The sequence below is a fragment of the Paenibacillus zeirhizosphaerae genome (assembly GCF_030705605.1).
In the GTDB taxonomy this organism is placed as follows: Bacteria; Bacillota; Bacilli; order Paenibacillales; family Paenibacillaceae; genus Paenibacillus; species Paenibacillus zeirhizosphaerae.
Genome location: NZ_JAPCKK010000016.1, coordinates 121,077 through 133,069, shown reverse-complemented (window position 1 = coordinate 133,069; position 11,993 = coordinate 121,077). Strand labels below are relative to the sequence as shown.

The following is an 11,993-nucleotide window of genomic DNA, read 5'->3' as shown; positions in this document are numbered from 1 at the left end:
AGAAGCCATAAGCAGCCTTCAACTGCTGCGGGCTCTTCTTAGACATGCCGTACCCAGCATATAAATTTCTGAACATCAATTGTTTGCGGGGTGGAGTATGAAGCGGATATCTGAGATTCCTTTTCAAGTGTATGTTGTAGAGATGTCTTCGATTAAAATGTTTATTCTCCTTGAGATCGGTTTAGGAACGCTGGTCTATAACCTGTGGATGGTGCTTCTTCATAATGCTTTACTGGCCGGAACAAGCAGCTGGGTTACGACGGAGGCCATTAAGCGGACATTTAAGCTGCTCAAGATTTAGTTTTGGAGAAAGCAGCAGTTTGGATAAGGAAGGAATTACGCAAAACAACGTGAAGATTAATTAAGAGTGGGAGGATGCAGCCCCATAAAAAATTGGTCTCGGGAAGGAAGTATTCAGCATGAACAAAGAACTGGTTATCGGAGAGTCAGAGCCACATCTCATGGCAGAGGATGTGGCTTCTGTTCGTTTATCCCGGGTATAATACTCTTATAGGGAAAAGGCTACGAAAATAATTTAATGAAAAGGTGCTCTTATGACGGAAAACAAAGCAATCCGGAAAGCAGGATGGAATTGGGATAACAGTTATACCAAACTGCCAGATTTATTTTACAGCAAACTCCATCTAAACCTGGTTAGCTCGCCAAAGCTTGTTATATTTAATACTTCATTAGCAGAATCCCTCGGATTGAACGTGCAAGCGTTGCAAAATGAGGAGAGTACCGCCATGTTTGCCGGAAACCATATGCCCGAGGGAGGATTGGCTATTGCCCAGGCTTATGCAGGGCATCAATTTGGTCATTTTACGATGCTGGGTGATGGGCGGGCACTCCTTCTTGGCGAACAAATGACCCCTGATGGCGAAAGGTTCGATATTCAGCTTAAAGGTTCGGGCAGAACACCATACTCCCGCGGAGGAGACGGCAGAGCGGCGCTCGGCCCAATGCTGCGTGAATACATCATCAGCGAAGCGATGCACGCACTTGGAATACCTACCACCCGCAGCCTTGCGGTAGTTACGAGCGGGGACACGATATTCCGTGAAACAGAGCTGCCGGGTGCTGTCTTAACTCGTGTCGCTGCCAGCCATTTGCGTGTCGGTACTTTTCAATATGCAGCCCATTGGGGGACGAGAGAGGATCTGCGGACGTTGGCTGATTATACGCTGCAGAGACATTATCCCGAGGCTGTTGATGATGACAATCGCTATTTGTCTCTGTTAAGAGAAGTCGTTCGCCAGCAGGCTGCACTGATCGCCAAATGGCAGCTTGTCGGTTTTATACATGGGGTCATGAACACCGATAACATGGCGCTTAGCGGAGAAACCATCGATTATGGGCCATGTGCCTTTATGGACGTATACAATCCCGCAACGGTATTTAGCTCGATCGATATCCAAGGGCGCTATGCCTATGGGAATCAGCCTCATATTGGAGCCTGGAATTTGGCGAGATTTGCTGAATCCCTGCTGCCGCTCCTGCATGATGAGCAGAAGCAGGCAATCCGGTTGGCCGAGGACGAGATCGCCAATTTCCACGAGCTGTTTGAGCAGCATTGGCTATCGGGAATGAGAGCGAAGCTGGGACTCTTCAATGAAGAGCAGCAGGACCAATCACTTGTTGACGACCTGCTTCGGCTCATGGAACAGTACCAAGCTGATTATACCAATACCTTTCTGGCGCTAACCTCTGAGAAGCTGGAGGACAATGCTCTGTTCGGGGCCACGGAATTTACCCGCTGGCAGGAGCGGTGGCAGGTAAGACGCAGCAGACAGCAGGGGTCATATGCTTCCTCGCAGGAGCTGATGCGGAGCAGCAACCCCGTTCTGATTCCCCGTAACCACCGGGTAGAAGAAGCGCTTGAGGCTGCTGTGCAGCAAGGAGATCTGAGTGTAATGAAGCGGCTGCTGGAAGCTCTTGCGAGTCCCTTCGAGCATGCTTCAGAAAAAGCGGAGTACTGCCAGCCGCCGGTGTTATCGGGGCGTGCTTATCGGACCTTCTGTGGAACCTGATTTTTTCGTATGCACATGGATCAAAATAGGTTAAAGGACGCATTCTAGGTGAAAATCTGGGTGCGTCCTTTATTGAGGATATGAAAGCGGGGGAAATTCGGAAAACAAATTCATAATATTCCTTGACAGGAATATTCCTTAAAGGGTATATTTTATTCATGAAATTGATTTTAACTATTGAGGAGATCGAAGGAGTCAAATCGTCGTTTGACCGTCTTGCAGAACGATTGACAATAATTACAGGAGGCTGATATTCGATGAAGAAACTTGCAATTCCTTACTGGATATTCACTGTACTGTTGGCGGCATTGATGGGTCTGGGGGCGATTCCTAATATGATGTCCTCCCCCGAGGGGCTTGCCATATTTGAGCACTTGGGCTATCCCGCCTATCTGCTGCCTTTTATCGGGGCTGCGAAATTATTGGGTGTTGTGGCGATTCTGGTCCCAGGCTTTCCGCGAATCAAGGAGTGGGCGTATGCCGGATTGTTCTTCGATTTGACGGGCGCGATGTATTCGAATATCGCTGTAGACGGATTTTCGGGCGGGATGATCGTTTTCCTGATCGGTTATCTGTTGATCGCAGGCTCTTATGTTTATTACCATAAAAGGTTGAAAATACGCACGCTGAATGCAACGAACCCGTCGAAGCAAGTAAGCAGTACACTTTAGGCAAAGTGAATACCAAAGTTAATATTCCAGGAGGAACGAATATGTCTGAAACTGTTGAACTCGTCATTACACGCACTTTCAATGCACCAAGGGAGCTTGTATTTGAAATGTTTACCCACAGTGAACATCTGAAGCATTGGTGGGGTCCGACGGGCTGGACGCTGGAAGTGATCCAGTTGGATGCTCGTCCAGGAGGATGCTTTCATTTCAGGATGCGAGCTGATGAGAATGTGATGTGGAGCAAGTTTATTTACCGTGAAATTTCTACACCTGAGAAGCTGGTGTATGTCAGTTCCTTCTGCGATGAAGAGGGCAATATAACCCGGGCACCATTCATCCAGACCTTGCCGTTGGAGATTTTGAACACATTCACATTTGAAGAGCAAAATGGAAATACGATGCTTACCCTGCGCACGATGCCTTTATCTGCAACAGAGGAAGAGCTTGAAACTTTCAAATCTATGCATGACGGCATGCAGCAAGGCTTCGGCGCAACCTTCGACCAATTGGAGCAGTATATGGCAGCGAAGGAGTAAATTCGATCAGGTGAAGTGGAAGAAGCAGTGTTGAGAATAAGGGGATGAACAGGAATACAACCTGCTCATCCCCTTTGCGTATGAATTCGTTCAGACGGAGGGACGGTTAGGAATATGGAATTTACCCATATTGGTGTTCGTAGTCGGATGTTCTTTGCCGCCCTCGACATTGCTGCTTTTGTCGGCCGTGGATTGCATTTTTTGCTTTAAGGATTTCTTTTTATCCAAAATGGTTACCTCCATAAAAAGTATTGATGTTACATTAAACAGTATGCATGTTATTCCAACATCCGATTCATTTTAGCGTATACAAAAACGACCGCTCCTCTGTAGATTACAGAGAAGCAGTCGCAGCAAATCAAAGGCCCGAGCCTATTATTGTGCCTGGAGGTCAGTTAGCTGAGGAGACTCGATGTCTGTCAGCGGCTGTCTGATGATTTTGACGTCATAAAAAGTAATTTTATTGTCCAGTATGTAATCTGGCATCTCCCGATGGGAATGAGATTCACGGAAAGCTTCACTGCGTGTCCAAGCCTGGAAATTTTCTTTGGAAACCCAGCGTGTGCTGATTGTAACCTCATCGTGGTCTTTAGTGTTTTCGGTCAAAAGCACTTCCAGCCCCAAAAACCCTTCCATCATTTCAACTTTTCCCGTTTTATTGAATCGTTCGATCAGTTTGTGAGCATTACCTTTCGTAATTTGCGATGTGTTGGTTACAATGATCATCTATAATTCCTCCTGAATTTGTATTCCCGCCATCGGTATAATCAGCGGGTATCCGTCAATAAACATGACTTTGGCATCAATGTCATAGATTTCTTTCAAGAACGCCGGCGTCAGCAGTGCTGACGGGTGGCCTGCTGCGGCAATGATACCGCGCTTCATGGCGATCATATGATGGCCGTAAGCTGCGGCTTGCTGCAGATCATGAAGCACCATTACAATGGTGATCCCCATGTGCTCATTGATCCGCTTCAGCATATTCAAAATTTCCAATTGGTGGGCGATATCCAAATAGGTCGTGGGCTCATCGAGCAGTAAAATATCCGTTCCTTGAGCCAGCGCCATAGCTATCCGAGCCCGTTGTTGTTCACCTCCCGACAGAGTGTAATACAGTCTTTCCACGTGTTTACTCATACATGTTGCTTCAATCGCAAAATCAATTGCCCGCTTGTCCTCTTTCGTATGACGTTGATGGAACAGCTTCTTGTAAGGAGCGCGTCCATAAGAGACCAGCTCCCTGACCGTCAGATCGGGCATGGAATCCTTCGCCTGCGGCAGCATGGAAATGTGTTGAGCCAATTGTCTGGGTGAAAAGGCGGAAGCAGGCTTTTCATGGATGAGAACTTCTCCAGAGTCGACCCCAATCAGGCGGGTCATCGTTCGCAGCAGAGTAGATTTACCGGAACCATTGGGACCAACAACAGCCGTTATACGCCCCGGCGGAAATTCAGCATTGATGCCCTGCAGTCGAAAATAACCCCTGTTAAGCGAAATATCTTTAAGCTCAAGCGCTTTTGCATTCATCTGATTCCCCCCCGTCTTCTGAGAAGGATCAAAAAGAAGGGGGCTCCAAGAGCAGCCAGCAGAATTCCGACAGGAAGCTCAATGGGATCGAACCATGATCTGGCGATCGTATCCGCCAGGACCACCAAAGATGCGCCACCCATGATGGATAAGGGAAGCAGGAAACGATAGTCGTCTCCAATGACAAGCCGTACGGCGTGTGGAACGACAAGGCCGACAAATCCGATCAATCCGGCTACACTAACCGCTGTACCGGCAAGGAAGGATGCAAGGAGCATGAGCAGCAGCCGCTGCAGTTCAATTCTTTGGCCAAGCAGTTTTGCGGATTCGTCTCCCAACTGCATCAGATTGGCCGAACGTATTGAGGGTATCGTCAAGATCAGACCAATCAGTGCATAGGGTGCCATAAAGGACAGATGATGCCAGCTTCGTCCGTTCAACCCGCCGGATAACCATGAAAGCACGGCCTGCACACGGTCGCTGTAAACGACCATAACTCCATTCATAACTGCGCCGAGCAGGGCATTGACGGCCACCCCCGCCAGAATAATTTTGACGGGCGAGGCTCCTTTGTCCCAGGCCATCCCGTAGATAATAAGCGAAGTGGCGAAAGCACCAGCAAATGCCGCCGCCGGCAGCAAATAGCTGTATTGCGGAAGAGCCACCATACAGATGACTGCCGCCAACCCTCCGCCGGAGGACACACCGATAATGCCCGGGTCAGCGAGCGGATTTTTCATCACCCCTTGCAGCAGGGCGCCCGAAGCGGCCAGACAGGCTCCCACCAGCATGCCCGTAAGTATGCGAGGCAGCCTCAGGTCCATAATAATTGTGCCGTAGGTAGAGTTGTGCCGCTCAAGCATGGCCGACCCAATATCTTGAATTGAAACCGGGATTGAGCCATAGGTTAAACCGTAGACGCTTGCTGCAATAAGAATAATTGGGGAAATGAGCAGCATTAAATTTCGTCTGTTCGTTCTTTGCTGAATATTCATCGTACTCAGTTCACATCCTTAAGCAGAGCGTGAAGCTCATCCAGTGCCTTGGTGACCTTGGTACCAGGGTTGGTACCAAAGAGATCGGAGGGAAGCACATGAACCTGACCGTTCTTGACGGCAGTAATCCCGTTCCAAGCCGCATTCACCTGCATCTCCTTGAAGAATCCATCCTTCACTGCCTCCGGTTGACCATGCGTCATGATTAAAATCAGTTGCGGGTCGGCTTCAACAATCCGTTCTGTGTTTAATTGCGCATAGTGGGGATAGCTGTCCAGCTCAGGATAATCGGATGCGATATTTACTCCACCGGCCAATTCAAGCAAATCGCCGCTCAGTGAGTTGGGCAGTGCCGCCAGATACGTGCCGGGTGCTCCATAGATCATCAGGACTCTTGGCTGTGAAGCAAGCTTTGAATTTTGCATTTCCAGGATCTTAGCGTCAATGGTCTGTACAAGCTCTTCAGCTTTGGCGCTTTGATCAAGTATTTTACCCAGCAGTCTCGTCTGAGCTTGAATATCACTCACGGAGTTGGCTTCGGTCAGAACCATTTGAGATCCGATGCTTTCAATCATCGAGGCATCCTTGGCGTTCAGCACGGCATTGCCCAGCACGATATCCGGCCTGAGAAATGTGATTTTCTCAAGATCCAGCTCATGCGTTGTTCCGACCTCTTCAATATGTGATAATTCTGTTTCTGCTTCGGATGTCGGCCTTCCAACCAGATTGCCACCCAGCGCATTCACAATATCCATATCCCCGTTGCTTAACGCGATAATTCGGGCCGGGGGATAGGGCACGGTAACCTCCCTTCCTGCAAAATCCGTGACCGTAATTGTGGCGGCTTGCGCATGGGTTGATGTGCGAGCGCCAGAGTCACTGGCTGCGCCGCATCCGGCCATGAGGAGCAGAACGAAACTGCTTGCCAATATTGCTTGTTTATTCATAGAATACTCCTGTTCCTAAAAGAATGACGAGGAAGTAAAAGGAAAAAGGCACTGCATAGGAAAATGATAATGAAAATCATTATCACTGTCAATTGCAATGTTAAGTTAACTAAAATTTTTATTTTTTTGATTGACACCTTCGCTCGGAGTGGGATAAGATCAAATCGCAACCGAATCTTATTCCTTATTTTACACGGAGGAGGAATGCCATGGAGTGAAGGAAGAAACATTCGAGGAAAACATACATCAAGCAAGAGGTCATTTTTTTTAACTATCAATTGAGAATGATAATCAGTGAGAAAATGCACTTGCATGATGTTGGAGCATCAAATGAAAGAGAATGAGAGGAGGAAAAGGACTTCCATGAGGAGATGGAAAGGAATCTCAATCCTTTTCTTCGCTGCGGTCTTAAGTCTGAGCTTATGCATTTCACCACAAGTTCAGGCAGAAGCCACTGCATTGCAGGATGGAGAATACACCATGGATTATAACATCTTAAAAGCCGAAGACGATTCGGTTTCCATGGCTAACGATTATTTTGAAAAACCGGCTGTGATCCATGTGAATAACGGAAAGATCGAGGCCGAGATCCAGTTGAACCATAGCGGCTGGATTACCGAGTTCAAGGTTCCGGCTGGCGGCGGGTATGTGGACGCAGCTACGGTCAGCAGTGACAGCGCTGCAGATACACGAGTAGCCAGGTTTCCTGTTCAAAGCTTGGACTCCCCGCTGATGTCCAAAATACATGTAACCGTCCCGTCCGTGGATTATGACCATGATTATACGATACGGTTTGCATTTGACAGCAGCAGTATGACCCCGGTGAAGAACGATCAGCCAGCAGTGTCCCCGACGGAGGCGTCTGAAGCATCCTCTGTGCAGGCTGAAAATAGTACAGTCGTTGAAGTGAGTAACGATCAAGCGGAGCAGAATCAGGAGAATGTCAAAGAAGACAATTCTTCTGACAACGTGTTGAGAAACTCGAGTCCGAATGAAGTTGTGAGTAATCCGCACACGGCGGACACTGCTCCGATTGCTGTATGGATGACTATTTTTGTCGTATCGCTGTTATTTTTGGTCCGGCGTGTGTTTTTATCCAAAGCTAAATAATTGATAAACAAAGGAGAATGATTCGTTATGAAAAAAAACCTGTTGCTCAAATGGTCTTTGATGGCGTTCGTAGTGTTTGCTTTACTCTTGCCTTATGGCGTGGTTGGAGCAGCTCCTGCCGACGGGAAATATACCGTTAATTACAAAGTGCTGAAGGATGGTACGGAAAGCACTTCCATGATGGACAATTACACAGTAAAACCGGCTAATCTGACAGTTACAGGTGGGCAAGCTTATGTGACCCTCACGCTGAAAAGCAGCACATGGATCACCAAGTTTCAAACCGAACGAAACGGTCAATATGTAGACGCTGATGTGATCAGCACGAACACAGCTGCCAACACCAGAGTGATTGGTTTCCCGGTTCCTGATTTGGATGCCAAGCTTAACGCTTATACAGAAGTATTCATTCCTGCTCTGAGCTATAACGGTAAATACGATGTGCAGTTGAAGTTTGATACAGCCAGCATCACACCGGTTACTCCTTAATTCAACAGTGTATACAGCAAAATTGGGAATTGAGGAGAGCTGAATCAATTGAACAGGTTATTAAAAAAAGTGGCATCGGTTTTTACCGTCCTATGCCTATTACTGGGTACATCGGTGTTTCCGTCGCTCGCAGGTTCAGCATTTGCTGCAGCGGATACACCGCAGGCAGAATTAACGGGCAGTTCGACAGCAAAAGCTGGGGACTCATTGCAAGTGGCACTGCAATTCAGCGGTGTTACCGACAGCGTATATCAGAATGTGTACGAGCTGGAATCAACGATCTCGTTCGATGACGAGAGATTTGAACTGGTTGCGGTAGAAACGGCATTGGATGATTATACGTGGTCTTATGACCAGACTGCCAAGGATCGGCTGCGTCTATTCGTATCTGCGGATTCAGAGCAGGACGCTGCCAATGCGAATAACGAGTTTGCTCTGCTAACCTTTAAAGTGAAGCCGCTTGAGGAGGAAACTTCTGCTGAGATATCTGTAATCTCTGCATCCATTTCCAACGGGGCAGGAGGTACATATGACTTCAGCCAAACCTCTGGTTATAAGGTACAGTTGCAGCCGGAGGAGCAGGCGCTCGTTGGAGTGATTCCTGATGGAGAATATCCTATTGGTTTCACGATACTAAAAGACGGTACAGATGAAGCCTCAATGATGTACACGTATGTAGACCACGAAAGCGGTAAGCTGACCGTGAGTGGAGGCAAGCAGTTTGTTTCATTCAAACTGAAGCAAAACGCGGAAATCACCAGCTTTAAAACGGAAGTGGACGGGCAGTTGAAGGAAACGGAAACGGTTAGTGAGGATACTGCTGCCAACTCCCGTATCGTGCGTTTTGAGGTTACTGACCTGTCTTCCAAACTAAACGGCTGGGTGAAAATCTACTGGGATTTAACAGATATGCTGGGTATTATCTATGATGAAGAGTACGACATTGATCTGGCTTTTGATATCTCCGGTGTACCGGTTGAATATCCGAGCGTTCCAGAAACCCCTGTAGGAACTCCGGATAAGGAATACACCGTTGACCTTGCGTTTTTAAAAGACGGAACTGATCAAACGTCTTCGATGAACAGATACGTCGTGCCCGCAAGCGGTAAGGTTTCCGTCTATGGAGACAGAAAATTCGTTACGTTCACGCTGACGGACAGCACTTCAATCAACGGCTTCAAAACCGAGCTGAATGGTGTGCTGACCGATGCTGAAGTGATTGGTGAAGATGCTGCCAAGAACACCCGTACTCTGAGATTCGAAGTTGCCGGCTTGACGGAACGGATTAATGCGTTGGTTCAGGTTCACATGGTGATGGGCAATGGTCAGGTATACGATGCTGAACATCCGGTCGATATTCAGCTGACTGCTGCTGAAAATCCTGGCGGCGGACCAGTCGATCCCGAGAACCCGACTCCGACGAATCCCACAATTCCAGACGGCGAGTATCCTGTCAGCTTTAACATTCTGAAGGACGGTACGGAAGAAACTTCGGTGATGTATAAGTATGTGGATGCCACCAGCGGCAAGGTGATCGTGAGCGGCGGTAAGCAGTATGTTTCGTTCACGCTGCTGCAAAGTGCGGAAATTACCAGTTTTATGACGGAAAAAGGCGGCGAGCTGATCGAAGCCGAGACGGTAAGCGCGGATACCGAAGCCAATACGCGGACGATACGCTTTGAGGTCGCCGATCTGACTTCCAAACTGAACGGCTGGGTGAAAATTTATTGGGATTTGACGGACACAGTGGGTTATCCGTTCATTTATGATGAGGAATACAATGTGGATCTATCATTCGGTGAAGCAGGAGTGCCTGGAACAGATCCGGGTACAACCAATCCTGAGCCTGAAACCCCGACGAATCCTGAAATCCCAGCCAATCCTGGAACACCTTCGAATCCCGAGACACCTTCACCGGTTCCCGGTGGTGGTGGGGGCGGCGGTGCTCCGGTTGAAACCGAGGACGGAATTTACAGCATCCGTTTCGGAGCATTTTACCCGGATGGTGTACAAAAGTCGCGAATGGCTGATTATCTGGTCAGTCCGGCCACATTGATCAAGGAAAATGGCATCAACCGGATCAACATGACTGTGAAGGACAGCTCCTACATTACCAGTCTGCAGGTCAAACAGGATGGTTCATATGATGATGTGTCAACAATCAGTGAAGATTCGGGACAGAACACCCGCGAAATCAGCTTTGAGGTGTCTGATCTGAGTCAACCTGTAGAAGGCAAGGTCAAGGTGGAGATCCCGGCATTGAATTATTATGGGGATTATGATTTTATAATCAAGTTCTACCCCTCTTCTATCGAAGCTGGAGCTCCGGATCCTTATGTAGGCGGATCGCCGACGGTAAGCCTTCTGGAAGATGGAGAGTATTCCGTTCCATTCGAAGTGAAGGAAGATGGGGGCCAAAAAATCTCCTCCGTAAGTGACAAATTCGTCAGCCCGGCAGGTCTTACTGTCAAAAACGGTGTTAACACCGTGAGCATGACTATCCGAGACAGCTCTTCTGTAACCGAACTGCAGATGGATGGAGGACAGTCCTATAAGGATGTCTCCGTAGCCTCTCGTGACGAGAAGCAGAACACAAGGGTGGTCACATTCGAAGTCACGGACTTGACCAAGCCGGTGTATACCAAAGTGAAGGTGTCCGGAGAAGAACATACGCTGCAGTTTGTTTTCAATGTCGGAGAACTGGAGGAAGGTTTACCGAAGCCTTATATTGAAGCTCCTGCTGTAAATGAGCCAGCACTGAAGGATGGGATCTATACTGTGGACTTTAACCTTAAAGTACCGGCAGGGTTGGAGCAATTCTTCAGCAAGGGTGCGGGATTAAAGGTGAAAGACAATAAAGTTTATGCACAACTGATGCTGAATCACAGCTCATCTATCAGCAAATTTGAAGTCGAGCTTGACGGTCAATTTGTCGGCTCCGACACGGTAAGCGCTGATCTTGTGTCCGACACCCGTGTCGTCGGTTTTGCAGCAGGAAGTCTGACCAAGCCAGTCAAAGCCAAGCTTCATATTGTAAATCCTGAGGTGACTGCGGCTGCAGGATACCAGCTTCCTCTGTTCCTCGCATCTAACAACGGCGTTAGCACTGCAGCGGCGGAAACAGAATCATCCCCTGTGGTGACCGAGGTACAGGCCGCAGAAACCGCAGATGCACCAGTATTGCCTGCCAACGGCGAATATGAAGTTGAATTTACGTTCGATACTTCAAGCATCGTCGCGGTTGATGAGACAGCTCAGGACAATGCACAAAGCGGATCTGACAGTAACGGTAACTCCGAATCTGCTGCACCAGGCGCTAGCCTGCAGGCAGCAGAAGGAGATGCTCCTGATGCAGCGGTTACAACCGAGACAGGTGCACATGAGAATACCGTTGACGATGCAGAGGATGTACCAGGCTTCGACCGAAATGCGGATGAGGCTATGCAAGTCACGAAAGCGACAAACTCCCCTGTTGTTGCTGAAAAGCGGAGCACAGGACAAAATCCTGCTACGGCTGACGCTGCACCTTTGGCAGTCTACGCATTGCTGCTTGCCGTCTCGGCATGGATGCTGATCCGGCACCGTCGGGCAATAAGCAAAACGTCTATCGACGTACATTCTAAGAAGCCAGATCGCATTTAGCAGAAGTATTTCTTGCGATATCAGGAAGCTTGTGCCGGATAATGTT

Annotated in this window: 12 protein-coding genes; 7 read left to right on the top strand and 5 right to left on the bottom strand. The window is 48.3% G+C overall.

What is annotated here, in order from left to right:
* Positions 1–97 precede the first annotated feature (97 nt).
* From OIN60_RS10395 to OIN60_RS10380, 4 genes are all read left to right on the top strand, one after another.
* Positions 98–301, top strand: coding sequence for a hypothetical protein (locus OIN60_RS10395; RefSeq protein WP_305754802.1), 204 nt, complete (start codon positions 98–100; stop codon positions 299–301).
* Positions 302–554: 253 nt separating this feature from the next.
* Positions 555–2,030 carry a protein adenylyltransferase SelO gene (locus OIN60_RS10390; protein ID WP_305754801.1) on the top strand — a complete coding sequence of 492 codons (1,476 nt, stop codon included), beginning with the start codon at positions 555–557 and terminating at the stop codon, positions 2,028–2,030.
* A gap of 257 nt (positions 2,031–2,287) precedes the next feature.
* Entirely contained in the window at positions 2,288–2,701 is a 414-nt protein-coding gene (locus tag OIN60_RS10385) for a DoxX family protein (RefSeq protein ID WP_305754800.1), read from the top strand.
* A 41-nt stretch (positions 2,702–2,742) separates the two neighbouring features.
* On the top strand, positions 2,743–3,237 hold the full coding sequence (locus OIN60_RS10380) for an SRPBCC family protein (protein WP_305754799.1): 495 nt from the start codon (positions 2,743–2,745) through the stop codon (positions 3,235–3,237).
* 90 nt (positions 3,238–3,327) lie between these two features.
* On the opposite strand, the gene OIN60_RS10375 is transcribed toward OIN60_RS10380, so the two are convergent.
* The 5 genes from OIN60_RS10375 to OIN60_RS10355 form a co-directional block, all read right to left on the bottom strand.
* Positions 3,328–3,465 carry a hypothetical protein gene (locus OIN60_RS10375; RefSeq protein ID WP_305754798.1) on the bottom strand — a complete coding sequence of 46 codons (138 nt, stop codon included), beginning with the start codon at positions 3,463–3,465 and terminating at the stop codon, positions 3,328–3,330.
* Between the two features lie 147 nt (positions 3,466–3,612).
* Positions 3,613–3,963: a heme oxygenase gene (gene isdG / locus OIN60_RS10370; RefSeq protein WP_305754797.1), complete on the bottom strand. Its 351-nt coding sequence runs from the start codon at positions 3,961–3,963 to the stop codon at positions 3,613–3,615.
* A complete protein-coding gene (locus OIN60_RS10365; RefSeq protein WP_305754796.1) occupies positions 3,964–4,764 on the bottom strand; it encodes an ABC transporter ATP-binding protein in 801 nt (266 codons plus the stop codon).
* Complete coding sequence (locus OIN60_RS10360; protein ID WP_305754795.1) at positions 4,761–5,759, bottom strand: FecCD family ABC transporter permease; 999 nt, start codon at positions 5,757–5,759, stop codon at positions 4,761–4,763. Before OIN60_RS10360 ends, OIN60_RS10365 begins: the two co-directional genes overlap by 4 nt.
* Positions 5,760–5,764: 5 nt before the next feature.
* A complete protein-coding gene (locus OIN60_RS10355) occupies positions 5,765–6,706 on the bottom strand; it encodes an ABC transporter substrate-binding protein (protein ID WP_305754794.1) in 942 nt (313 codons plus the stop codon).
* Positions 6,707–7,018: 312 nt separating this feature from the next.
* Between OIN60_RS10355 and isdC the strand changes: the two genes are divergently transcribed.
* Genes isdC through OIN60_RS10340 form a run of 3 tightly spaced genes read left to right on the top strand, consistent with a single transcriptional unit; the run spans position 7,019 to position 11,947 of the window.
* Positions 7,019–7,816, top strand: a complete 798-nt coding sequence (gene isdC / locus OIN60_RS10350) for a heme uptake protein IsdC (protein ID WP_370872463.1) — start codon at positions 7,019–7,021, stop codon at positions 7,814–7,816.
* A 27-nt stretch (positions 7,817–7,843) separates the two neighbouring features.
* The gene (locus OIN60_RS10345) at positions 7,844–8,305 is read left to right on the top strand and encodes an NEAT domain-containing protein (protein WP_305754792.1); all 462 of its coding nucleotides are present in this window, start codon (positions 7,844–7,846) and stop codon (positions 8,303–8,305) included.
* Between the two features lie 48 nt (positions 8,306–8,353).
* Positions 8,354–11,947 (top strand): NEAT domain-containing protein, encoded by a 3,594-nt coding sequence (locus OIN60_RS10340; protein ID WP_305754791.1) that lies wholly within the window; start codon positions 8,354–8,356, stop codon positions 11,945–11,947.
* Positions 11,948–11,993: the final 46 nt, after the last annotated feature.